This window comes from Marinomonas flavescens (assembly GCF_004352835.1).
GTDB lineage: Bacteria > Pseudomonadota > Gammaproteobacteria > Pseudomonadales > Marinomonadaceae > Marinomonas > Marinomonas flavescens.
In genome coordinates this window covers 220,380-245,364 of the sequence record NZ_SJSB01000002.1, presented here as the reverse complement: position 1 = coordinate 245,364, position 24,985 = coordinate 220,380, and the positions used below count along the sequence as shown (strand labels likewise).

Sequence of the window (24,985 nt, the reverse complement as noted above, 5' to 3'; positions counted from 1 at the left end):
ACAAGCCCCGGTTTATAGCCGTGCAGAACACAAAGCGAAGAATGGCACTCTACGTCGTCGATTCGGTATGACACTGTATTTAGTACTGCTTTTGCTGCCTATATATTGGCTAGTGAATATGTCCTTCAAAACCAATACAGAAATTCTTAGCGGTTTAACACTCTTTCCTGAGCATTTCACTCTCGACAACTACGCCAAGATTTTTGGTGATCCTACTTGGTACATGGGTTATGTGAATTCCATTACTTATGTAGGAATGAACATGGTGATCAGTTTATTGGTTGCCTTACCAGCGGCATACGCCTTTAGCCGTTATCGGTTTGTCGGCGATAAGCACATGTTTTTCTGGCTACTATCAAACCGAATGGCACCACCCGCGGTATTCTTACTGCCGTTCTTTCAACTGTATTCTTCGGTTGGTTTGTTCGATACACACATAGCTGTGGCCTTAGCACACTGCCTGTTTAACGTGCCTTTAGCTGTGTGGATTCTTGAAGGCTTCATGAGCGGCGTACCTCGAGAAATCGATGAAACAGCCTATATTGATGGCTATACATTCCCTAAATTTTTCGTGCGTATTTTTATTCCTTTAATTCGTTCTGGCATCGGCGTAACGGCGTTTTTCTGCTTTATGTTTTCTTGGGTCGAATTACTACTAGCACGCACTTTGACCTCAGTTGAAGCGAAGCCAATTGCAGCCATAATGACTCGAACTGTCTCCGCCTCAGGGATGGATTGGGGGCTGCTCGCAGCCGCCGGTGTACTAACCATTATCCCCGGTATGTTGGTCATTTACTTTGTTCGCAACCATGTAGCTAAGGGCTTTGCCCTTGGTCGAGTGTAAGGAGAATTATTATGGCTTGGATGTCTTGGACACTACCAACCGCGCTCTTTTTTATTGGCATTGGGGTCATCTTGATAGGTATGACCGCATGGCAAATTGCTTCTCCCTGTGTGGAGCGTCGAGGTTTTTTACCACTCGATACCACGCGAGGCGATCGTTTATTCATTGGCCTGCTTAGCAGTGCCTTTATTCACCTAGCATTCATCGCGTTAACGGATGTGAACATTGCGGTAGCAACAGCCCTTTGCGTCATTTGGATGATTATCCTAATGCGTTGGGGCTAATCCGCTCGTACGACCAGGACTATACGGCACGGACGCCGCTAGAAAATCAAACTATGTTGAGGTACATCATGCACTACAATAAGAAAAAAATTGCACTGGCAGCCTTACCCTTCGCGGTTATGATTCATTCTGCCTCGCTGTTGGCTGATCAATACTCAGACGCAGCAGAAAAATGGGTAGACAATGAATTTACTGTCTCAACACTCACCAAACAGCAACAGATCGACGAAATGCACTGGTTCACAGAAGCCGCAAAAAGCTTCCGAGGCATGGACATAAATGTGGCGTCGGAAACGCTCACCACTCACGAATACGAGTCCCAAGTATTGGCCAAAGCCTTTACTGAAATCACAGGGATCAATCTTCACCATGATTTAATTCAGGAAGGGGATGTCATTGAAAAACTGCAAACGCAAATGCAGTCTGGTCGTAACATTTACGATGCTTATATCAATGACTCTGATTTGATTGGCACCCATTTCCGCTACGGTAAAGTCGTGCCTATTTCTGACATGATGAAAGGTGATGGTAAAGCGTACACCTCACCAACCTTAGATCTAGACGATTTCATTGGCCTGTCTTTCACTACTGGGCCGGATGGAAAACTTTATCAACTTCCTGACCAACAGTTCGCCAATCTATATTGGTTCCGTGCCGATTGGTTTGCGCGCCCTGATCTAAAAGCAAAATTCAAATCCATTTATGGTTACGACTTAGGTGTCCCCGTTAACTGGTCCGCATATGAAGATATCGCTGAATTCTTCACGGATAAAGTAAAGAATATCGATGGCAAACGTGTATATGGTCATATGGATTACGGTAAAAAAGATCCATCACTTGGCTGGCGTTTCACTGATGCTTGGTTCTCTATGGCGGGCGCAGGTGATAAAGGCTTACCAAATGGATTACCTGTGGACGAATGGGGTATCCGTGTAGAAAGCTGCCACCCTGTTGGCTCAAGTGTTTCTCGTGGTGGCGCAACGAACGGCCCTGCCGCGGTTTATGCTACCCAGAAATATGTTGATTGGTTACGTAGTTATGCACCACCAGAAGCGCAAGGTATGACCTTCTCTGAGTCAGGCCCAGTTCCTGCTCAAGGTAATGTGGCACAACAAATCTTCTGGTATACCGCTTTTACCGCAGATATGACTAAAAAAGGCCTACCTGTTGTCAATGAAGATGGTACGCCAAAATGGCGCATGGCACCGTCTCCTGTTGGACCATACTGGGAGCAAGGCATGAAAAAAGGCTATCAAGACGTAGGTTCTTGGACCTTTATGAAGTCTACCCCTGAAAAACGCCGTCTAGCGGCTTGGTTATACGCTCAGTTCACTACGTCTAAAACGGTTTCATTGAAGAAAACGTTGGTTGGCCTAACGCCAATTCGTGAGTCAGATATTAACTCCCAGGCAATGACAGATGCTGCTCCCTACTTAGGTGGTCTAGTGGAATTTTATCGTAGTCCTGCTCGTACTGAATGGAGTCCAACCGGTACTAACGTTCCAGATTATCCAAAACTGGCCCAACTTTGGTGGCAATATGTTTCACAAGCAGCAAGTGGTGAAGCTACACCTCAAGTGGCTTTGAACGGTTTAGCCGCAGCACAGGATAAGGTGATGGCACGACTAGAACGAGCCAAAGTACAGCCTATCTGTGGACCTAAGTTGAACAAACCTCGTGACGAAGCCTATTGGTTAGCACAACCTGGTGCACCAAAACCAAAATTGGCTAACGAGAAACCTCAGGGTGTTACCGTGGCTTATGATGAACTGCTCAAATCTTGGAAGAAAAAATAGACATCTAGAGCAGTCATAAACACTGTGTTTGTTGCTGCCCTACTCTCATTGAAAAAGCGCGATTCTGCATTTAAGCGTCGCGCTTTTTTTTACATTAATAAGCCACTGTGTAAATTAATTCCACGCCCTAAAGATCAAACTTTTTTTCTAAATCATCCACTAAGGATTCACTAATATTATCGGCGTCTACATGCTCGTCTTTTTCATTCCATTGGTGAATGGCGCGCTCAATGTTTACATAGACGGCTTTAAAATAACCATAAAGTGGGGTGTAGTTTTTTTGCACTAGCTGAGTCACTTCTTGATTACCTTGGTAAACAATCACTTTATGAGAAATCAAAGGTCGGCTTAACGCACGGCCACCATTTTTATACCGACGCAAGTAGTCAATAGTAATCACCAAATCACCGACATGAGGCCCTGGTTTCGAAGCATAAATGCCTTCTTCCATGAGGTGTTTATGAATGGCATAAGCAAAATCTTTACTTAGCTTATCTTGAGAGGAAAACTGTTTACTACCTGGAATAGCTTCGATGGATTCGGTCAAATTCACCGTGAGTTTTTTAATATAAAACGCGTGGATAGTGTTGGCGTCTGGTGCTTTATCAACCTGCCCGGCGCAGCCTACCAAGGCAACAAAAACACACAAAATAACATTCCTTATTCGCATTTTATAATCCTAATTATGACAGTCAGTGGTTATATTATCGATTTTATAAAACGATAACACCGATTCGAATAGTGTAAACATTTAGTATGTTATGCATTTATTTCCTTTTTTAAAAGCCTTCTTTATTTTGTCTCTTTGAAGCCCCTATAAAGAAGGTTTCAATGTCACATTTTCGATGTTAATTTTTCAAAAAAACTTTATGATCAGACGGATTACATCCGCTTATAGAGAAGCCCGTTAATGCTAAGTGATGATTTCATTGATTTACTCAAATTATTGGTACGGCAACCCAGTGTTGTCGGTGCAGAACACTCCTTTTTTCGAGTGTTGCAGCGTGAATTAGAAGAGCGTGGCGCTAAGGTAACTTGGTACGAAGGCTTATTAGTTGCTCAAGGCAGCGACCCTATGAGTGCGATGTTTTCAGCACACATCGATCGTCATGGTTTGGTTTGTACTGGACCAAATGAATTTCAATACGCGGCCTTTGTTTCGGCTAATCGTACCGATTTACTTAATAATTCTGTCTCTGAAGAATTAATGAGTAAAATCACTGAGCGTTTTAACCATGAAGATGTCTACGCCTATGATCCTTGGTCAGGCATTTATCGGGGCAAAGGCGTCATCAAGCACGCTTACATATGCGAATTTCGCAATAACTTAATTTTTGAAATCGATGGGTTAGAAGACGTTGTTGCTGGTACGCCCATTGCGTTTAAGGACAAGCTAGACGTTCAAGAAGATCGCCTTGCTGGGCAACTGGATAACGTTATTTCAGCGGCCGCTTTAGTCCATTTATTTAGCCTTGGCTTTAAAGGCACAGCATTTTTTACCGCACAAGAAGAAGCAGGTAAAAGTTGGCGTTATTTATTGGAATGGTTTCGTCGTTTTGGCGGTTCAACCAATCGCTTATTCGTTGTTGATACCAGTCCTTTTCCCAGCACTGAAGCGGCAAATAAGCAACGTCTAGTGCTGCGTGAAAAAGACGCCAATGCCACTTTTAATAAAGAAACAACTCAACTAATTGAGAACCTCTGTACGCAACACGGTATGAGTTATTTATACAAAAACCGTTACGCGGAAGCGGAGAATAACAAACGTGAAGCCAATGGTTTACCAGCCTCATCGATTGGCAGTACTGAATTAGGGCGTATTATTGCGGCCTCGAATGGCTTAGTAGATGGTACTACGATTCAAATTCCAACCACGGGATATCATACCATGCATGAATCTGCGTCTAATGAATCCGTTGAAGCCTTTATCAAGATTCTCAAGATAGTGTCTAATACCTAGCCTGCCATATTTATCCGTCTTGGCGACAACACAAGCTTGTGTTGTCGTGCCTGCTCTGTGTTTTGTTAAGAAATTATTTTAGGAAATGCAGATATCCTATTTTTTGTATCATCTATTCACCTTTTATCGCTAAAACTATCTTTATAATATGAAGATAAACTGATCTTTAAATGATGAGAGATAATGTGAAAATATTAGTAACTGGTGCAGCGGGCTTTATTGGACATGGTTTAATCAAGCCACTTTTACTTCGAGGTGACGACATTGTCGGTATTGATAATCTCAACGATTATTACGACCCTGCATTAAAGCTGGCTCGCCTAGATGACTTAGCCCATTTTGGTGAGTCTCATCACGCTCAAGATCATTTTCGCTTTATTAAAATGGATTTAGCAGATCGTGAAGCCATGTCCACGCTATTCGAAAATGAAAAATTTGATGCCGTAGTCAATTTGGCCGCTCAAGCTGGCGTGCGTTACTCAATCGAAAACCCTCAGGCGTATATTGACTCCAACTTAGTTGGCTTTGCTAATATTCTTGAAGGCTGTCGTCAAACCAAGGTCAAACACCTTGTGTATGCGTCTTCTAGCTCTGTTTATGGCATGAATAAAAAACAGCCTTTCAGCACAGAAGACCGAGTCGACTACCCCATCAGTCTTTATGCCGCCACTAAAAAATCCAACGAACTAATGGCACATTCTTACAGCCATCTTTATAACATTCCAACCACTGGCCTACGTTTTTTTACTGTCTACGGTCCTTGGGGACGCCCAGATATGGCGGCTTATAAATTTGTCAAAGCCATCTTCGAAGATAATGTCATTGACGTGTATAATCACGGACAGATGAAACGTGATTTCACCTACATTGATGATATTGTGGAAGGCATTGTGCGCGTGATCGATACTGTGCCAACACCGATGGAAAGTGATATTACCGCCACGACGGCACCTTATAAAATTTTTAACATTGGCAATAATCAACCCATTGAGCTGCGACGCTTTATTGACGCGATTGAAAGCGCCTGTGGAAAAAAGGCCAAAGAAAACCACTTGCCGATGCAAGCAGGTGATGTACCTTTAACCTTTGCAGACATTGACGAGCTGATAGAAAGTACCGGTTTCAAACCAGAAACCAGCGTAGAAGATGGAATGCAACGTTTTGTCGATTGGTATCGTAACTTCTACCCTTCGACTCATTAAACATACAGACGATTTAGGAAGATATTTTGACGACTAAAAAATACAACATTGCCGTCGCAGGGACAGGTTATGTAGGCTTATCAATTTCTATGCTACTCGCTCAACATCACAAAGTGACTGCCGTAGACATTATCGCCAGCCGAGTGGCAATGCTAAACAAAGGACAATCTCCTATTAGCGACACGGAAATTGAAAACTTCTTAACCACTAAAGAGCTAGATTTCGTTGCCACCGAAGATAAAATACTGGCCTACACAAACGCTGACTTTGTCGTTATTTCAACGCCAACTGACTATGACCCTGAAACAAACTACTTTAATACTAGCTCAGTAGAAAGCGTGATTTCGGATGTGTTGGCCGTCAACCCAAACGCGGTTATGGTGATCAAATCCACTATTCCTGTTGGCTATACTGCCGAAGTGAGAGCCAAATTTAAAACAGATAACATCTTGTTCTCTCCAGAGTTTTTGCGTGAAGGTAAGGCTCTTTATGACAACCTTCACCCTTCGCGTATTATTGTCGGTGAAGACTCTGAGCGCGCGCGAGTGTTTGCTGGTTTATTACAAGAAGGTGCCATCAAACAAGATGTACCAACCTTGTTCACTAATTCTACTGAAGCCGAAGCCGTAAAGCTTTTCTCTAATACTTATTTGGCGATGCGCGTTGCGTACTTTAACGAGCTAGATTCTTACTGCGAAGCCTTTGATTTAAGTTCTAAGCAAGTCATTGAGGGAGTAGGGCTAGATCCACGCATTGGTTCACACTACAACAATCCATCATTTGGTTACGGCGGCTATTGCCTACCGAAAGACACAAAGCAACTGTTAGCCAATTACGACAACGTACCGAATAACCTGATTCGCGCCATTGTAGACTCAAACACAACACGTAAAGACTTTATTGCCGATGCCATCATCAAGCGCAACCCTAAAGTTGTTGGCGTGTATCGTTTAGTGATGAAAACTGGCTCAGACAACTTCCGTGCTTCTGCGATTCAAGGTGTGATGAAACGCTTAAAAGCCAAAGGTATAGAAGTCATCATTTTCGAACCAGAACTAGAAGAAGAGACCTTCTTCCACTCTACCGTTTACCGTGACCTTACTGAGTTTAAAGCCGCTGCGGATGTCATCATGAGTAACCGTATGACCGATGAACTAACCGATGTAAACGACAAGGTCTATACCCGCGATTTATTCGGTAAAGATTAAGTTTATCTAGCACATCAATAAACACAGAAACCTAACAGGCTCGGCTTGTTAGGTTTTTTATTAATTTAAGCCTTCCTATTTCTTCTATTAACGAAAAAATCGTCTTTTCATAAATAGCGTTCATATTTGATAAGTAAAGTCGCTAAACTCTGTTAAAATCTGCTTTGAATCGCCAGTGATTCACCCTGACTGTACTGGACACCTAACACTAGGACTCTACCTTGACCAATAACGATATTTTACGCCGTCTTCGCTATACCTTTGATTTGAAAGATTCTTATGTAAAAGACATCTTTGCTGAAGCTGATCACACTGTGAGCCGTGATCAAATCATCGCATGGATGAAAAAAGAAGAGGAAGAGGGCTACACTTCTATGGTTGATATAGATATGGCTGCTTTTCTGAATGGCTTTATCAATGTGCGTCGTGGCAAACGCGAAGGTGAGCAACCTGCTCCAGAAAAACGCCTAAACAATAATCTTATCTTTATGAAGCTACGCATTGCGCTCAACTTCAAAGCAGAAGATATTCTTGAAATCATGCAATTGGCTGAGTTCAACATGAGTAAGCACGAGCTAAGTGCCTTCTTCCGCAAACCAGATAACAAACATTATCGTGAGTGTAAAGACCAGATTTTGCGTAACTTCATCATGGGATTGCAGCTAAAGTTTCGCCCTAAAACAGACATTTAATCTGTTATTTTTAGATAAAAAAACGCCCATCAGGGCGTTTTTTAATAAGAATGTCTCGCTCGTTCGCTTTACAGACGATGTTTACGCAACACCTTCTGCAAAGGCTTCGATACGATTCTCTTCCACTGCATGACAAGCAATTAGATGGCTGTCGTCTTCCGTTCTCAAAAGTGGTGTTTCACTACGGCAACGATCATTCGCATAGGAACAACGTCCATGGAATGCGCAACCAGAGGGCGGATTTAATGGTGAAGGCAATTCACCTTCTAACTTAATGCGTTTACGACGTTTTTCGGGGGACAACTGCGGCGTACTAGAAAGAAGCGCCAAAGTATAAGGATGCTTCGGATTGTTAAACAGCTGCTCACAAGAGCCCTGCTCAACCACTTTACCGAGATACATGACCATTACATCATCGGCAATGTGCTCCACAACAGATAAGTCATGTGAAATGAACACATAGCTCAAACCGAATTCTTCTTGCAAATCCATCATCAGATTCAAGACTTGTGCTTGAACCGATACATCCAACGCAGAAACCGGCTCATCAGCCACAATAACATTGGGGTCCAACATTAGGCCACGAGCAATCGCAATACGCTGACGCTGGCCACCAGAAAACATGTGTGGGTAACGATCATAATGCTCTGCTTTCAAGCCGACTTTTTCCATCATAACAATGGCTTTGGCTTTACGCTCAGCTTTAGACAACGACGTATTGATTACCAAAGGCTCTTCCAGAATCGAGCCGATTTTCTTGCGCGGATTCAAAGAACCATAAGGGTTTTGAAAAATGATTTGGATTTTCTGACGCAGTTTTTTCTGAGCACTTTTACTCAAGCTTAATAGATCTTGGCCTAAATAACTTAACTCACCTTCCGTCGGCGTTTCTATCATGGTCAGCATGCGACCCAGTGTGGACTTACCACAACCTGATTCACCAACTACTGCCAATGTTTTCCCTTTTTCTAAATTAAAGCTAACACCATCTACCGCTTTCACCACGGCTTCAGCCTTAAACATGCCTTGTTTAACATGATAATGCTGCTTAAGCTTCGTCGCTTTCAGGATTAACTCGCTGTCGATTGGTTTTGACGTACTCATGCGGCTGGTCTCCCCTCACTGTTCAATGGCGTATGACACTTCACTTGACGCTCGATTGGACCTTGGTTATCCGGCTCAACCTGACGACAATGGTCTGTCGCATAAGGGCAACGCGGGCTCAACAAACAACCTTGAGGTCGATCGTATTGTCCTGGCACCACACCAGGCAAGGCTTCCAAACGCGCTTTACCAGCTGCCGATTCGGGCAAAGAAGCTAACAACGCTTGGGTGTAAGGATGTTTAGGCGAACGGAACACCTCTGAGGCAGGGCCAGACTCAACAATTTGTCCTGCGTACATCACGATGACACGATGCGCCACTTCAGCGACTAAGGCCAAATCATGAGTAATCAGCACTAGGCCCATTTGCTTTTCGCGCTGTAATTCAATCAACAGATCAATAATCTGAGCTTGTATCGTCACATCTAACGCTGTGGTTGGTTCATCCGCTACCAATAACCGTGGATTACACGCAATGGCCATAGCAATCATCACACGCTGACTCATGCCACCAGAAAGTTGATGCGGATAGTTGTCTAAGCGAGATTCTGGTGCTGGGATACCAACTTGAGTTAGTAACTCAATCGCACGAGTTTTTAGTTCTTTCTTACTGCCACCCTGATGGGTTTTTAACGCTTCAATGATCTGATAACCGACGGTAAAACAAGGGTTCAAGCTTGTCATCGGATCTTGGAAGATCATGGCAATATCAGAACCCGTTAGTTTACGACGCTGTTTTTCTGGCATCGTTTGCAGGTCTTGCCCTTCAAACGTCAGCTTATCAGCCGTCACGTTTCCTGGAAAATCAATCAAACCCATAATAGCAAGAGAACTCACACTCTTACCTGAGCCAGATTCTCCAACGATGCCAAGGACTTCCCCTTCCTCAACCTTGTAACTAATATTATCTACGGCGCGAAAATTACCGAAGGTAACGCTTAAATTTTCAAGCTGTAACAATGACATCACAACCTCCTACTGTTTCAGCTTAGGATCAAGCGCATCGCGTAAGCCATCGCCCATCAGGTTAAACGCTAAGACAGTGATCAAGATCATCAGACCAGGAAAAGTCACCACCCACCACGCGCGCTGTACGAATTGCAGAGCATCAGCCAACATAGAACCCCACTCAGGAGTGGGTGGCTGAGCACCTAACCCCAAGAAGCCCAATGCTGCCATGTCTAGAATCGCACTAGAAAAGCCCATCGTCGCTTGTACGATCAGTGGCGCTAAACAGTTCGGTAGAATACAAATAAACATCAAACGCAGCGGGCTGGCACCTAATACACGAGACGAAGTAACGTAATCACGTGACATTTCACTCATGGTGGCAGCGCGAGTAAGGCGCACATAATTCGGTAAAGAAACGAGAGATATTGCCAAGGCTGCATTAAAAATACTTGGCCCAAGAATCGCAACAACCGCAATCGCCAACAACAAGCTTGGCATCGCCAACATGATGTCTACAATTCGCATGATAATCACGTCTACAACGCCTTTGCAGTAGCCTGCTACCAAACCAAATAAAATCCCCAATATCAAAGAAATGGTCACCGCGAATGCACCAACAGAAAGGGACAATCGAGCACCATAAATTAAGCGGGAGAAAATATCACGACCCACATCATCTGTGCCTAAAAAGTAAGTCCATTTACCTCCTTCCAACCAAGCTGGCGGAAGTAATAAAGCATCTCGCATTTGATCTGATGGCGAATGAGGCGCCACTACATTGGCGAAAATTGCCATTAGAAAAATCAATACAATAAAAACCAACCCAGCCACAGCGCCTTTATTACTGCTGAAATAGTGCCAGAACTCACGTAATGGCGTTCTCGGTGCTGGTGCTGTATTAACAATCTCATGACTGTCAGTTTCGTTATTATTCGGCGCATTGAGTGGCGCATTAGATTGAACGGTCATAAAACGCCTCCTTATCGGCTGTGTCGAATACGTGGATTAACAACGCCGTAGGCGATATCCACTAATAGGTTTACGATAATAATAATGGTCGCTACGATCAGAATCCCGCCTTGTACAACAGGATAGTCACGACGGCTAATAGACTCGATCAGCCATTTACCAATACCAGGCCAAGCAAATACCGTTTCGGTCAAGATAGCACCCGACAAAAGCGTACCAACTTGCAAACCAATCACGGTGATAACAGGGATCAAAGCATTACGCAGCGCGTGAATCACGATTACTCGCCAAGGCGCGATGCCTTTCGCACGGGCGGTACGAATGTAGTCCTCGTTTAACACTTCAAGCATTGAAGAACGTGTCATACGAGCGATAACCGCCATAGGGATAGTACCTAGCACAATGCTTGGCAAAATAAGATGAGACACGGCCGAAGAGAAAGCCCCTTTCTCACCAGATAGCCAAGAGTCAATCAACATAAAGCCTGTCGTGTTATCAATCCAATACACCACATCGATACGCCCAGACACAGGCGTCCAACCTAGGGTGACAGAAAACACCAGCATGAGAAGAAGGGCCCACCAAAATATGGGCATAGAGTATCCAGTGAGTGAAAAAGTCATCACCGAATGATCAAATATGGTTCCGCGCTTAACTGCGGCAAAAATACCCGCTGGCAAGCCGATTAAAATAGCAAAAATAGCAGCACAAATAGACAGTTCAACGGTGGCAGGAAACAAGGTCAAAAACTCTTTCATGACTGGCTCGTGAGTCACTAAAGAATTACCCAAGTCACCGTGCAAAATACCGTTAACATAATCGAAATATTGGACATACAGAGGTTGGTCTAAACCAAGTTGAGCCGCTAATTCAGCATGACGCTCAGCAGAAACACCATGTTCGCCTGCCATGACCTCTATAGGGTCTCCAGGAATCATGTGGATCAAAGTGAAAGTTAGCAGAGTAATACCAATAAAAGTCGGGATAACCAGACTTAAACGGCGAAAAATAAATTGAAACATAAAGGACTGGCTCTCTAGAAGTAAGATGTGACCGAGCTTGCGCTCGGTCAGCTCAGTGTTTGCCTGCGTCCTGGCAAACAAACACTGCGTATCGTCCGACTGGGGACTTAGTCTTCTTTACTTACATTGTAAAAGTAGAAACCACCAAGTGGATCAATTTTGAAACCTTTTACGTTTTTACGAACAGGAACATAAACCACTGAGTTCGCAATCGGCATGAATGGCGCTTGCTCGTGGAAAATAACCTGTGCTTCTTTGTAGTACTTGATGCGTTTATCGATATCAGAGGTGCGTTTCGCTTTGATCAATAGATCATCAAAGTCTTTATTACACCACTCAGAATAATTACCACCACCAACAGCATCACAGCTTAATAGTGTGTATAGGAAGTTATCTGGGTCACCATTATCACCGGTCCAACCAATTAGCAGTGAATCTGCTTCGCCCGCTTTAGCACGTTTAAGGTATTCACCCCATTCGTACGTTACGATGCTCGCTTTCACACCAACTTTTGCCCAATCTTCTTGGATGATTTCTGCCATACGACGAGCATTTGGATTATAAGGGCGTTGTACTGGCATTGCCCAAATAGTGGTGGTAAAACCATCAGGATAGCCGGCCTCTGCTAATAGCTTTTTCGCTTTAGCTGGATCGTATTGGTAATCCTTGATGGAAGTATTGTAAGACCACATAGTTGGTGGAATTGGGTTCTTAGCGACTTTACCTGCGCCTTGGAAAACAGAATCAATAATCGCCTGTTTATCTGTAGCATAGCTTAGCGCTTGACGAACTTTCACATCACCAAATGGCTTTTTCTTGACGTTAAAAGCAAGATAACCAACGTTCAAACCTTCTTGATCCAATAAATTAATGTTTGGATCTGCTTTCATTTGCTTAAGATCAGCAGGATTCGGATACGGCATCACATCACATTCACCGGCTTTCAGTTTCGCATAGCGAACAGAAGCATCTGGAGTGATAGAGAAGACTAAACGATCTACTTTTGCTTTGCCGCGCCAGTAATCTTTAAAGGCAACATAACGAATCACGGAGTCTTTTTGATACTGTACTTTTTGGAATGGACCAGTACCGACTGGATCTTGGTCAAGTTTCTCCGGTGTGCCCGCTTTCATGTATTGATCAGCTTGCTGTTTAGAGAAGATCGACGCAAAGTCCATCGCTAAGTTAGCGATGAAAGGCGCTTCTGGATGATTAAGAACAAATTTCACTGTGTAGTCATCGACTTTAACAATGTTTTTGATCAGTTTATCCATGCCCATGTCATCGAAATAACCGTACGAACCACCACCTACTTTATGGTATGGATTACTTTCAAGACGCTGACGGTTAAATGTGAACAATACATCGTCGGCATCAAAGTCACGTGTCGGTGTGAAATCTTTAGAGGTTTGGAACTTTACGCCTTTACGTAAATGGAAGGTATATACCAAGCCATCATCAGAGACGTCTACACTTTTTGCTAAACCAGGTTCAACTTCCGTCGTACCTAATTTGAATTCCATTAGACGGTTAAACATTTGTTTTGAAGAGGCATCAAAAGTAGTGCCTGAATAATACAATTCAGGGTTAAAACCTTCTGGGCTACCTTCAGAACAATAAACAAGAGTAGACACGGCTTGTGCCGACGTCGCCATCAATGCGCCTGTAGCAATAATTGCTAGCGGTAATGCTGCTAACCCTTTTTTCATTTTCATTCTCCATTTGGCATAATTATGATCGTGTTTAACACGTGGGAAGTTGAATCAAGGTAATCGTTTCTTTGTGATCGTTGAGTGGATAAGGCGACACTGAAATTGACATAAAACCACCCCGTTTAGACCTTAGTCCAAACGGGGTGTTCTGTCTCATCCTTGAGCCCCCTTTAGCAATTTATCGCGCCTTGTAAAACAAGTACGTTCAAAACAGCATCATTCAAGACTACTTAAGCTTTTCAGAATGACCAATCGAAATAATGATATGTCCTATGCGTGTAATGAATGAGTAATTTATGTGTACGTCCGTGTGACGCGAAAACAAAGGGTTTAAAGGTTTTTTATGCCGTAAGATGGCAGTGCACAATGGCCTGTTTTTTCACTAAAAAGATACAGAGATGTTGCTCTAACGAAGCAAATTTCATTATTTCATGAACAATTCAGCACAATAACACCCGCTCATGAAGCCATCACACAAGCAAAAAAGACAGGATATGAGGCTTTTATACAAAATATAAAAAAAGCCCTGTGTTATTGAAAACACAGAGCTTGTTTATGTCTCTATTCGTCGATTTTCTAGAGTATTGCTTTGCTCAGAAACAAGCTGAGTAAATACGGTGCTATGCTTTTTTATCTAACGCCTTGATTAATACAGAAGTATCCTGACGTCCACGCCCTTCTGCCATCAATTCTTGATAATCTTGATCTACCGCTTTTGTTAATGGAATTGATAAGCCCATTTTTTCGGCCTGCGCCAAACATAAACCTAAATCTTTATGCATCCATTCGATGGCAAAACCAAAATCAAATTCCTCTTTTGCCATGGTTGCCCCACGGTTTTCTAACTGCCAAGAACCTGCCGCGCCATGCTTAAGTGTTTCGACCAACGCTGGCATGTCTAATCCTGCTTTTTCCGCAAAGCGAACGCCCTCGGACAAACCAGACAATATACCGCCAATAAGAATCTGATTGACCATTTTAGCCAACTGTCCATTACCAACCGGTCCTAATAAAGACGTGGATTTTGCGTAGCAATCTAAAATAGATTGAGCCATCTCTAAATGAGATTGCTCGCCGCCCATCATCACGGTAAGTACCCCATTCACAGCACCAGCTTGCCCACCAGAAACGGGACCATCCATAAATAAAAAGCCTTTTTCTTGAGCGGCAGCACTCAGCTCTTTAGCCACTTCAGCAGACGCTGTCGTGTGGTCAATAAACAAAGTTCCCGGCTTTGCCATTTGAAAGGCACCATCTGTGCCTAAATACACAGCACGTAAATCATCATCGTTACCGACACAAGTAAGCACAATGTCTGCTTCTTTAGCCGCGAGCGCCGGTGTCGTTGCAAAACCGCCAGAATATTCTTCACACCAAGCTTGTGCTTTTGTCGTAGTACGATTGTAGACTGTGACATTATGACCTGCTTTGCTTACGTGTCCCGCCATTGGATAACCCATGGTTCCCAGACCGATAAAAGTAACCTTCATTTTTCTGCCTCCGTATTAGTTGTTATTTCAATACCTTTGATCATACCTTTTCATTGAAAAATTTCGAGGTACACAATTTTGATAAAACTAGCATACAGAGCAAAATACGCTGAATCGGAACGAATTTGACAAATATTGATGTATCTATAACCCAAAACGCCTTGTGGATAACTCTGTGAAAGGTTTTAAAAAGAACCCTTTATTTTTGCCTTCCGCTATTGACATAGATTCTCTGGGTTGATTTTTAAACGAATTTTTCAATTCGCCTAGAATTGCTCAAATAGCGCGATTACTGTCAAGTCTATTATCGCTCAATCTCACTACAATTTTTTCTTTAAAATCGACTTTATACTTTGAAAAAGGATCACATCAGAAAAATCGCTTATACTTTCATGTAATTATCCATATAAAACAATATCTTGGAAAAAACAAAATTCTACTTTTATACCATTATCCAATCACTCTGCGATTAATGAGTCTGTGCAAATCTGCAAAACTCTTTTTATATAAGCAAAGCGTCATCGCGCATTAAAAATGTTGGAATTTTCTTATCGCTGCATTAAAAAGGATGATGAGCTAATTTTTTTAGCTTGTTATCTGAACCCTGTCGCTACTGAGTCAATTGGGGATAAAATAATTTACAAGGTCTTTTTATCGTCATTCATGAAAAAAATAACGGTATGGATGCTAGGCCTATAAATGGGTTACAAGTGACGCCTTAAACAAGTATTACATTAGCCGACACAGGGAAAATATATTATTTAGAGGGTTGGAACGATTCGGAGAGGGGAATAGCATCATCGCTGGCTTGCGAAACGCGAATGAACACGCGGCAAGCCAGGCAGTACTTTATAACATTTAAACCACTGGAATTTCGCGATGAACGACCGGATGTATCGCAGCTCTTTCCCAATCGCCATATTCAATCACGTCGACGTCATGAAAAGGTTGGTTATAAACATAAATCCAACCCTTGCCGTAAGGAGATTGAACCTTCTTTCTGATAAACAAAGAACTATCTGGTGCATTTGGATCATACTCTTCAAGGCGATCCATTGCCTCTAATGTACTGTCCGTCACTTTGTACCATTCAACACGAACTCGCTGATTATCTTCATGGGTAAAAATAACGCCGGGGAAATTGCCAAAATTCCCCATTCGATAGCCCGTCAACCAGCCTTTTCCAATAGGTTGGCTATTAAGCAAGAGTTCGTGGTTATCAAAACCGGATCTGAGACTGCCGTAAACGGCTACTATATTTAAAGACATATTTCCTTTCATCCTGTCATACTTTTGCAGAGGATCCCCTTCCTTACTCCACATTTCAAGAGTCACACTTAACTCATAACGATAAATTAAACTTTCATGACAGATACCAAAGACAACCTTTAACTTTCTGATAATACAGTTACTTAAAGAAACAAAACTTTCGCCTTTAACACCCAATGCTCAGTGTGTTTTATATTTGTTTCTTCGCAAATAAACGTATCTTTTCTCATCACTTTGGCCCTAGAATCACGCCCTGTTTGGCCATTGATTATTCTTGAATGAACATCATCTCTTTTGACGCTCTCCGCACTTTACACCTACCGAATGTTCGCTACATAAAACCAGAATCCATGTACGAACACTTAGAAGAAATTAAACAAGCTGACTGGCTTCTTTTCCCACAATATTGGCAGCTAACGGCACTGATTCATGGATTAAAAAAGCGTATTTTTCCAAGCTTAGCGTCTTATATGATTGGTCATGACAAGATAGAAATGACTAGAACCTTTCGTACTATCGTACCTAACCAACACCCTTACACGATAATTACCGCCAATACCCCTTACGAAGCGGAGAATATTTGGGACACCATGTCATCACCTTTTGTGGCTAAAATCCCAAAAAGTAGCATGGGTAATGGTGTTTTTTTGATAGAGACAATTGGCCAATGGCGTGAATACTTAGCAAAAACGGATGTGCTATATGTACAAGAATATTTGCCTATAGATAGAGACATTCGGATCATTTGGGTGGGTAATAAGATCGTCAGTGGATACTGGCGCCTACAATCTGATAATGGCTTCCACAATAATGTCAGCCAAGGTGGCCAAGTAGAAGTTGCCTTGATCCCGAAAGAGGCACAAGAGCTGGTAACGTATATCGCTCAATCTTTAGATATAAACCACGCGGGGTTTGATATTGCTATGCTGGGAGCCGTGCCTTACGTTATTGAGATTAATCGTATCTTTGGTAATCAGGGCATTACCAGTATTCAATCAGATGTAAACACAGAATTATTAAACTACTTGAATGAGCAACATCTATTATCTACCGCTCATCAAATGGATCAACTTAGCGGTTTTTAACATAATAGTGACGGTAACTTTGTTGTCATAATTCTCTTTTATGCTTTGACCCACTCAGTGGTAGATGGCTAATCTGACAAATAAAGTCCGTCCAAAAACACATTATTTTTCTACTAACGTACCAAGAATTCAAAACTCGAGAGATGATGATTAACCCGTCATTTTTCTAGAACAAGAGTAAGCAACAAAAGCCAATCATCATTTTTGAGCGCTTGATGATTGGCTTTTCCTTATTAGCTAGCCTGATAATTGCCATCTCCTCCTCGCGAGCAGATGACTAGGGATAATTAATAATCTTCAAAATAGGAAGCTAAGCTGGCTACAACCAGCCTCGATGTTTGAAATACCAATAAGGTGCAAACGCCGACGCAACCATCAAACCCAAAGCACCTGGATAACCAAGGCTCCAATTCAATTCCGGCATGATATGAAAGTTCATCCCATAAATACTCGCAACGAGTGTTGGCGGCAAAAATACCACCGACGCGATTGAGAAAATCTTAATGATCTTATTCTGTTCAATATTGATAAAGCCCTGAGTGGAATCCATCAAGAAGTTAATTTTATCAAATAGGAAGGTCGTATGTGACATTAAGGTGTCCACATCGCGCATAATCTCACGTAAGGTTTCAGAATGATCATGCTTGCTGCTGAGATGCCGTAGTAAAAAAGAAATATCACGTTGGGTATCCATCAAACACAAGCGGATTTTCCCGTTACTGTCCTCTAAGCGCGCCAACTTCTCAATGACGGTGTCCAGTTCTGTTTCATTTACTTCCAATACCAGATGACTGACTTCTTCAAGCTGTCGATGAAAATCTTCCAAGCTATCTGCATGGTTTTCGACCTTATGCTCAAGCATGGTAACCAATAACTGAGCAGGTGAATCTGCCGCAATTTGACCGCCTCTTGCACGCATTCTTAATAAACGAAAGTCTGCTATTTCACCGTCTCGAACGGTCACTAGTCGATCTTTTTGTAAAATGCACGCCACAGTGGACGTTTTGTGCCTGCCTTCGCTCTGAGTTAAAAACAAAGAATGAACATGAATACCAACTTGGTCCACAAAACAGCGGGCAGATGCCTCAATTTCTTCTACATCATCAGACTCAGGCAAATCAGTGCGCAGTAATATACGTAACTGCTTACGTTCTTCTTCATCTGGCTCAATAACGTCAATCCAGTCGGCGTCTTTATGCATACTGGAAATAGAGCCATCGTCTTTGGGGATCTCTTTGATCAACCCATTATTAATTTTAAAAAATCTTAACATTCACGTACCTCTGTAAACCGATACCTAATGGGTCTCAATGCTATGAAAAAAAGCGATTACCCTGTTTCAGCGTACTATCTACTTATGACAAAACGTACTGTTTGCTTAAGACAAAACGTACTGTTTGCTTAAGACAAAACGTACTATTTTATGATGACAAAACGTACGATCTATCTACTTCAATTTTCTTGATAACAGCCCAAATCAAAGGCGTAAGTTAAATAAAGGGATCGATAATTGCTATCATAAATTTTAAGAATAATAAAAGCGAAGAATAAACTCGATTTGAACAACTTAGATGCATGCCGATCAGAAACGCTAAATAAAGTGTTAGCAGCACCCTCTTCTCAAAATAATTTGGCACACTTGGAAGAAGAAAAGCATCAGATTCCTATATCAGAAAGTAAGATTGTAACTGACTTATCATGACTCTAGTGTTAAAAAGAGGCCTATTTAAATAACAACGAAGAGGTTCTCATGCCCCAGTCTTCACAAAGCGGCATATTCTATGCTCTGACAGCGTTTACCTTATGGGCTATAGCGCCTGTGTATTTCAAATTTATGTCATTTATTCCGACAACAGAAATACTCGCCCATCGTGTTATTTGGTCCTGTCTGATCGTACTGATATTGATCTTAGCCATGCGAAAAGCAGACAAGCTAAAACAAGTATTCACCTCTAAAAAAACGCTGCTAGCCATGCTACTTTCAACCGTTTTAATTGGTATTAACTGGGGAACCTTTATCTGGGCGATTGGCAGCAACCAGCTGCTAAGTGCCAGTCTTGGCTACTACATTAATCCGTTAATTAGCATTCTGCTTGGCATGATTTTCTTTAAAGAGAAATTAGATCCAGTGCGTAAAGCCGCGGTGGTATTATGCTTTGCCGCCGTTGCCTTTGAAGTCATTAAGTTTGGTTCTTTACCTTGGGTTGCACTTGTCTTAGCGATTACCTTCGGTTTTTATGGCTTAGTACGCAAAAAAGTGGCAATCGACAGTTTTACTGGAATGGCCGTCGAGACATTATTAATGTTGCCCGTTGCGCTGGTTTACATGTTCACTGTTCATACTTCAACTTCCAACATGTTAGAGAATCCAAGCCTCACCAATTGGCTACTCTTCGCGGCAGGCCCCATCACAATGATACCTCTCATGTGCTTTGCGGCAGCGGCTAATCGGGTGAGTTTAGTAACGCTTGGCTTCTTCCAATACATCGGACCAAGTGGCATGTTTATTCTTGCTGTCTTTTTATACGATGAGCCTCTAAGCCCTGAAAAACTCACTACGTTCGCCTTAATTTGGAGCGCTCTTGCGTTGCTGATTTTTGACTCTATTCGTCAACTTCGCAATGCGAAAAGAAAACGCTCTGTAGAAGGTATTACGAAAACAGAAACAATTTAAACGCCGCCATACAAGATAGAATTCGGATCAACCATTTGAATTGAGCCGGATTCACTTTTTTCAGAAAGTGGTAGCCAATAAATGATCCAATTAATAACCCAGGCAACGCCATCATACTTATTTTTACGCTTGTAGCCGTCATTAAACCTAAGCCAATATAAAGTGGAAGTTTAAGTAAATTGATAATAAAAAACGCCCAAGCCCGAGTGCTTACGTATGACGCTTTATCGAGTTTTTGCTCTAATAAAAATAAGCTAAATAATGGACCTGCTGCATTGGCAGTCATACTTACTACCCCTCCTAAAAAGCCCATTGTATAAGCCGCCAACGGCTTTCTCATAAACGTAGTAGGTCGTAAATCTAGATATAAACCCAATAAAATCATTGCGACGACAATGACGCCTAAAAAATTAACGAATTGCCCAGCATCAATGCCAGACAGAAAATGGCCACCTATAAAAATACCAAGAAAAGCCAATGGTAAAAGACGCAGTAAGACAGACCAATTAATATGGTTCCTGTAGCTAAAAACCGCCATCAAATCCGTAATAATATACAATGGCATTAAAATACCTAAGGCTTCCGGCCCAGGGAATGCAACCATTACAATCGGCAAAATTAACAACCCCATTCCACCAACAGAAAATTTTGAGAATCCGGTAATCAAACCCGCAATTAACAAGATAACAAACGATGTGTCCAACGTTTTCTCCTTCAATAAAACATGACTTCATTTAATGTCTGCTATGATACGATTAAAAATGAAAGAAAAATAATATCGTTTTACTATTAAAATGATCAGGTATTTTTATCATGAAGTTAGATCAAATCAGAGCCTTTATCGCCGTTGTTGAAACTGGTAGTTTTCGCTCGGCGGCTGACGCCATACACAAAGCCCAACCGAGCATCAGTGCTGCGGTTAAAACATTAGAAGCTCAATATGACATTCAGCTGTTTGATCGCGACAGCTATCGACCGACACTCACAACCGAAGGAAAAGCTTTTTTCCTACAAAGTAAAAAGCTCATGTCTCAGGTGCAACAATTGGAGAATTTAGGCCATGACTTGGCACAGGGAATCGAAGCGCCATTACGACTCTGTTTAAGCCAATCCTGCTTCTCTGATCCGTTTATGGCTCGCATCAAAGCATTTCAAGCAAGCTACCCAGAGCTCTCTATGGACATCACCACAGATCACCTCTATGGCGTTCATGAGAATCTACTGAAAGACAAATCTGAAATAGCCATAGGACCACGATATGGCTTGGATGATAGGCATGCTTTTACTGAGTTATTACAACTTGAAATTATCACCGTAATAGCACCTGAACTGCTAGCAACACTAACCCATAAAGACAATCGTTTAAAACCATCCCAGCTTTACCCTATCGCTCAAGTTCTGGTAAATAATTCTGCATTGAATCAAAGCGAAAGTGGCCATCGTTATGTATTACCAACGGGGAAACGTTGGTATGTGAATGATTATTTTTCCAAGAAGTCGCTATTGATCCATGGTTTGGGCTGGGCAAGAATCCCTCGTTATATGGTAAAGGCCGAATTAGAATCAGGTTCATTGGTTATTATTGATGTTGAGAATTTCACTTCGCACAGCCAACTGCCTATTTTTATGATTAGGCTAAGGCATCAGACATTGAGCTATCAAGCGAATTTATTTTGGGAAGCTATGAATCGTTACTCATAGCAAATGCTCTCTTGGCGCGCCTGTGCTTAGGATTCCTGTTCTTAAAAAAGTTTTAGGATAAATGAGGGACCTTAGAAAGGTAGATTATTTATGTTCAACAGAGATGTATATTTTCGTTAAGCCTGGCGCAATATAATGCTCATAATCGGTTGTATAGGCTCGTTTATACACACAGTTTTGCTCATTAAAATAACGTCGAACTTGCTGCCACGCTCGTAACGTTGCTTGAGGAAGAGTACCCACAGCAGAAAACATTAAATAGTTGCCTTCTTTAAGCGCGACTTCATTGATCTCGTTGCTTACGTGAACGTCATTTTTTTCGAAGTCTTCGCTACTAATTCCAGCAATCATGTCGAAATGATCGTATTGCTCTGGATCATTATTAAAAAAGACGCCATAGAATTGATCTTCCTCTTGTAGTTGAGGAACAATAACTTGATGAAAGGATTGCCATAAGGAGTGAATTTTCCCCGTATTAGTCGCTTCAGTTTCACTTTTAGTGCGGACCTTAAACCCTTTTATGCTAAGAGATGGTCTTCGTTGGGGGGTCATAACTCTCTCCGTGCGCTTATCTTAAATAAACTGTATTTTATCTATATAGACGGCTTATACCTATACTGAGTCTAGTCATAATTAAGGAAATTTATTCTAGATATTCGTACACCTATTTTGTGAAATAACTCACGGTTATAGAGTGCCATTAATTAGATAATTTCTATTAAATAAATGGCACTTTATTCTTACATTATTGACAGTAAAAACCTCGTAATAGCAGAGATCTTCTAGCCTCGACGCCAAGAGTGGTACTTTTCCAACCAGTTTAATATACGTTTTGGAGCATGTGCTCGCTTCCATTCACCTGCCGCATATTTATTTGATTCAGCCCATGTTGGATAGGTGTGTATCGTGCCTAAAATCTTATTCAAACCAAGGCCGTGTTTCATGGCTAAAACAAACTCAGCCAACAACTCGCCAGAGTGTTCACCAACAATAGTGACACCCAAGATTTTATCTTTGCCTGGTACCGTTAATACTTTAACAAAGCCTTTGGTTGCACTCTCTGCAATCGCACGGTCTAGGTCATCAAGACCATAACGAACCATTTCATAAGCAATGCCCTGATCTTTCGCATCTTGCTCGCTTAAGCCAACACGAGCGACTTCAGGGTCCACAAATGTCGCCCATGGAATCACTCGATAATCTGCACGAAACTTCTTAAAGGTACCAAATAAGGCATTTACCGCCGCGAACCAAGCTTGGTGTGCTGCGACGTGAGTAAACTGATAAGGACCAGCAACATCACCTACCGCAAAGATATTCGGAAATAATGTTTCAAGGTAATCATTGGTTACGATAGTGCGGTTTGTTTCAACCCCTAAATTCTCTAAACCGTAGCCTTCAAGACGCGCCTGACGACCTACTGCACAAAGTAGCGCATCAAATTCAATCACGGTTTCGATGCCGTCTTTTTCGACGATTAAACGCTTAACATCACCTTCTTTTTCACAACGAATCGCATTGTGTGATGTCAGGATAGTGACGCCATCAGATCGCATACTCTCTTGCACAAGTGCAGACACTTCTTCATCTTCTCTCGCCATAATACGAGTCGCACGTTCAACCTGCGTCACGTTAGAACCTAGGCGCGCAAAACTTTGAGCCAATTCAGATCCGATCGGACCACCACCTAATACAACAAGACGTTTTGGTGGCTCATCAAACTTAGCAAACTCTTCCCACAAGTTATCGCTTGTGTAGTAGCCCACATCGTTCAAACCAGGTAAATCAGGAACAAATGGGCGAGCGCCCGTCGCTAATACAATACTGCGAGCTGTCAAACGCTGAGTGCCACCATCGTTTAGCTTAATTTCTACGGTCCAAGGATCAATTAGCTGAGCGTACCCTTGTACAACATCGACACCTAACTCTGTATAGCGCTCAACGCTGTCATGCGGCTCTATTTTACTAATAACATCATGAACTCGCGCCATGACCTTTTTGAATGAGAATGTTGGTTCGCTGCTGTCTAAACCGTAATGTTCCGCATGGCGCATTTGCTGCGCGACCTTTGCACTCTTGATCAAAGCTTTACTTGGAATACAGCCATAGTTAAGGCAATCGCCGCCCATTTTATTCGCTTCGATTAACGTAACTTTAGCTTTCACTGTCGCGGCAATGTAAGCACTTACTAAGCCACCAGCACCGCCACCAATAACAATCAGGTTGCGATCAAACGTTTTAGGTTTAGTGAACTTAGCGTAGACACGACGAGCTTTTACTACATTTACTATCTTTTTAGCGATCAAAGGAAACACCCCTAACAAAACAAACGACAACAGCAAAGACGGTGACAATATGCCTGATAAACTTTCTAACTGACCAAGTTGCGTGCCAGCGTTCACATATACCACGGTGCCGACCAACATACCGACTTGGCTTACCCAGTAAAAAGTCAGTGCTCGAAGCCCTGTTAAACCCATTAATAAGTTAATTAAGAAGAAGGGGAATACAGGTACAAGTCGAAGAGTGAATAGATAGAAAGCGCCTTCTTTTTCGACACCTTCGTTAAACGCTTTTAAACGACTGCCGAATTTCGTTTGTACCCAATCTCGTAATAAATAACGCGAGACTAAAAAGGCTAACGTTGCACCGATAGAACTAGCAAAGGAAACAATGACGGTTCCCCAAAACAAACCAAACAAGGTGCCAGCGGCCAATGTCATAATGACAGCGCCAGGTAAAGATAAGGCGGTAACAACGACATAAAGTAATAGAAAAGCACTGCCAACAAGCAGCGGGCTTTCTTCTCGCCATGTTTCAAATTGCGTTAAGCCAGACTTCAGCCCATCGAGCGTTAATAAGCGATCAAGGTCGTAATGGAAAAACCCCACCACCAATAATACGATAATGACCACTAACCCGATTTTTTTCATTGCCGAACTCCAATTTACGTTAAGTTGGTTTGCTTACTATTAAGCATTAATCTTTATGATTTTTACCTTCTCTACGCCATGAATAAATCA

General features: G+C 42.2%; 22 protein-coding genes. 10 read left to right on the top strand and 12 right to left on the bottom strand.

Annotated features, from left to right (window positions below):
- Nucleotides 1–67 precede the first annotated feature (67 nt).
- The 3 genes from E0D70_RS03245 to E0D70_RS03235 all read left to right on the top strand — a co-directional run bounded on the left by E0D70_RS03245 (nt 68) and on the right by E0D70_RS03235 (nt 2,924).
- On the top strand, nt 68–844 hold the full coding sequence (locus E0D70_RS03245) for a carbohydrate ABC transporter permease (RefSeq protein WP_133010951.1): 777 nt from the start codon (nt 68–70) through the stop codon (nt 842–844).
- Nucleotides 845–855: 11 nt separating this feature from the next.
- Nucleotides 856–1,128 (top strand): DUF2160 domain-containing protein, encoded by a 273-nt coding sequence (locus E0D70_RS03240; protein WP_133010834.1) that lies wholly within the window; start codon nt 856–858, stop codon nt 1,126–1,128.
- 68 nt (nt 1,129–1,196) lie between these two features.
- Nucleotides 1,197–2,924, top strand: coding sequence for an extracellular solute-binding protein (locus tag E0D70_RS03235; RefSeq protein WP_133010833.1), 1,728 nt, complete (start codon nt 1,197–1,199; stop codon nt 2,922–2,924).
- Nucleotides 2,925–3,051: 127 nt separating this feature from the next.
- Here E0D70_RS03235 and E0D70_RS03230 read toward each other — a convergent pair whose 3' ends face one another.
- Nucleotides 3,052–3,594 carry a hypothetical protein gene (locus E0D70_RS03230; RefSeq protein ID WP_133010832.1) on the bottom strand — a complete coding sequence of 181 codons (543 nt, stop codon included), beginning with the start codon at nt 3,592–3,594 and terminating at the stop codon, nt 3,052–3,054.
- 240 nt (nt 3,595–3,834) lie between these two features.
- On the opposite strand from E0D70_RS03230, the gene E0D70_RS03225 reads away from it, so the two are divergent.
- The 4 genes from E0D70_RS03225 (at nt 3,835) to E0D70_RS03210 (ending at nt 7,986) form a co-directional block, all read left to right on the top strand.
- Nucleotides 3,835–4,884 carry a peptidase M42 gene (locus tag E0D70_RS03225; protein ID WP_133010831.1) on the top strand — a complete coding sequence of 350 codons (1,050 nt, stop codon included), beginning with the start codon at nt 3,835–3,837 and terminating at the stop codon, nt 4,882–4,884.
- Between the two features lie 185 nt (nt 4,885–5,069).
- The gene (locus E0D70_RS03220) at nt 5,070–6,086 is read left to right on the top strand and encodes an NAD-dependent epimerase (RefSeq protein ID WP_276312840.1); all 1,017 of its coding nucleotides are present in this window, start codon (nt 5,070–5,072) and stop codon (nt 6,084–6,086) included.
- A 26-nt stretch (nt 6,087–6,112) separates the two neighbouring features.
- The gene (locus E0D70_RS03215; RefSeq protein WP_276312839.1) at nt 6,113–7,294 is read left to right on the top strand and encodes a nucleotide sugar dehydrogenase; all 1,182 of its coding nucleotides are present in this window, start codon (nt 6,113–6,115) and stop codon (nt 7,292–7,294) included.
- 221 nt (nt 7,295–7,515) lie between these two features.
- Nucleotides 7,516–7,986 carry a YehS family protein gene (locus E0D70_RS03210; protein WP_133010830.1) on the top strand — a complete coding sequence of 157 codons (471 nt, stop codon included), beginning with the start codon at nt 7,516–7,518 and terminating at the stop codon, nt 7,984–7,986.
- 81 nt (nt 7,987–8,067) lie between these two features.
- Here the strand turns inward: E0D70_RS03210 and E0D70_RS03205 are convergent, their stop codons facing one another.
- The 7 genes from E0D70_RS03205 to E0D70_RS03175 all read right to left on the bottom strand — a co-directional run bounded on the left by E0D70_RS03205 (nt 8,068) and on the right by E0D70_RS03175 (nt 16,502).
- A complete protein-coding gene (locus tag E0D70_RS03205; protein WP_133010829.1) occupies nt 8,068–9,090 on the bottom strand; it encodes a peptide ABC transporter ATP-binding protein in 1,023 nt (340 codons plus the stop codon).
- The gene (gene dppD / locus E0D70_RS03200) at nt 9,087–10,055 is read right to left on the bottom strand and encodes a dipeptide ABC transporter ATP-binding protein (protein WP_133010828.1); all 969 of its coding nucleotides are present in this window, start codon (nt 10,053–10,055) and stop codon (nt 9,087–9,089) included. The genes E0D70_RS03205 and dppD overlap by 4 nt, the downstream gene beginning before the upstream one ends.
- Nucleotides 10,056–10,064: 9 nt before the next feature.
- A complete protein-coding gene (gene dppC / locus E0D70_RS03195; RefSeq protein ID WP_133010827.1) occupies nt 10,065–11,009 on the bottom strand; it encodes a dipeptide ABC transporter permease DppC in 945 nt (314 codons plus the stop codon).
- 11 nt (nt 11,010–11,020) lie between these two features.
- On the bottom strand, nt 11,021–12,031 hold the full coding sequence (locus E0D70_RS03190) for an ABC transporter permease subunit (RefSeq protein ID WP_133010826.1): 1,011 nt from the start codon (nt 12,029–12,031) through the stop codon (nt 11,021–11,023).
- A 107-nt stretch (nt 12,032–12,138) separates the two neighbouring features.
- The gene (locus E0D70_RS03185; RefSeq protein WP_133010825.1) at nt 12,139–13,740 is read right to left on the bottom strand and encodes an ABC transporter substrate-binding protein; all 1,602 of its coding nucleotides are present in this window, start codon (nt 13,738–13,740) and stop codon (nt 12,139–12,141) included.
- 623 nt (nt 13,741–14,363) lie between these two features.
- On the bottom strand, nt 14,364–15,233 hold the full coding sequence (locus E0D70_RS03180) for an NAD(P)-dependent oxidoreductase (protein WP_133010824.1): 870 nt from the start codon (nt 15,231–15,233) through the stop codon (nt 14,364–14,366).
- Nucleotides 15,234–16,091: 858 nt separating this feature from the next.
- Nucleotides 16,092–16,502: a gamma-glutamylcyclotransferase family protein gene (locus E0D70_RS03175; RefSeq protein ID WP_240536960.1), complete on the bottom strand. Its 411-nt coding sequence runs from the start codon at nt 16,500–16,502 to the stop codon at nt 16,092–16,094.
- 278 nt (nt 16,503–16,780) lie between these two features.
- Between E0D70_RS03175 and E0D70_RS03170 the strand changes: the two genes are divergently transcribed.
- On the top strand, nt 16,781–17,587 hold the full coding sequence (locus tag E0D70_RS03170) for an ATP-grasp domain-containing protein (protein WP_133010822.1): 807 nt from the start codon (nt 16,781–16,783) through the stop codon (nt 17,585–17,587).
- A 319-nt stretch (nt 17,588–17,906) separates the two neighbouring features.
- On the opposite strand, the gene corA is transcribed toward E0D70_RS03170, so the two are convergent.
- A complete protein-coding gene (gene corA, locus E0D70_RS03165; protein WP_133010821.1) occupies nt 17,907–18,860 on the bottom strand; it encodes a magnesium/cobalt transporter CorA in 954 nt (317 codons plus the stop codon).
- Between the two features lie 477 nt (nt 18,861–19,337).
- Between corA and rarD the strand changes: the two genes are divergently transcribed.
- Nucleotides 19,338–20,261: an EamA family transporter RarD gene (gene rarD, locus E0D70_RS03160; RefSeq protein WP_133010820.1), complete on the top strand. Its 924-nt coding sequence runs from the start codon at nt 19,338–19,340 to the stop codon at nt 20,259–20,261.
- On the opposite strand, the gene E0D70_RS03155 is transcribed toward rarD, so the two are convergent.
- Nucleotides 20,239–20,964: a sulfite exporter TauE/SafE family protein gene (locus E0D70_RS03155; RefSeq protein WP_133010819.1), complete on the bottom strand. Its 726-nt coding sequence runs from the start codon at nt 20,962–20,964 to the stop codon at nt 20,239–20,241. The genes rarD and E0D70_RS03155 overlap by 23 nt on opposite strands.
- Nucleotides 20,965–21,074: 110 nt before the next feature.
- Here E0D70_RS03155 and E0D70_RS03150 point away from each other — a divergent pair, with 110 nt between their 5' ends.
- Entirely contained in the window at nt 21,075–21,962 is an 888-nt protein-coding gene (locus tag E0D70_RS03150; protein WP_133010818.1) for a LysR family transcriptional regulator, read from the top strand.
- Nucleotides 21,963–22,046: 84 nt separating this feature from the next.
- Here the strand turns inward: E0D70_RS03150 and E0D70_RS03145 are convergent, their stop codons facing one another.
- Both E0D70_RS03145 and E0D70_RS03140 read right to left on the bottom strand, forming a co-directional pair.
- A complete protein-coding gene (locus tag E0D70_RS03145) occupies nt 22,047–22,514 on the bottom strand; it encodes a GyrI-like domain-containing protein (protein ID WP_133010817.1) in 468 nt (155 codons plus the stop codon).
- Between the two features lie 230 nt (nt 22,515–22,744).
- On the bottom strand, nt 22,745–24,895 hold the full coding sequence (locus E0D70_RS03140) for an FAD-dependent oxidoreductase (RefSeq protein ID WP_133010816.1): 2,151 nt from the start codon (nt 24,893–24,895) through the stop codon (nt 22,745–22,747).
- Between the last annotated feature and the right edge of the window lie 90 nt (nt 24,896–24,985).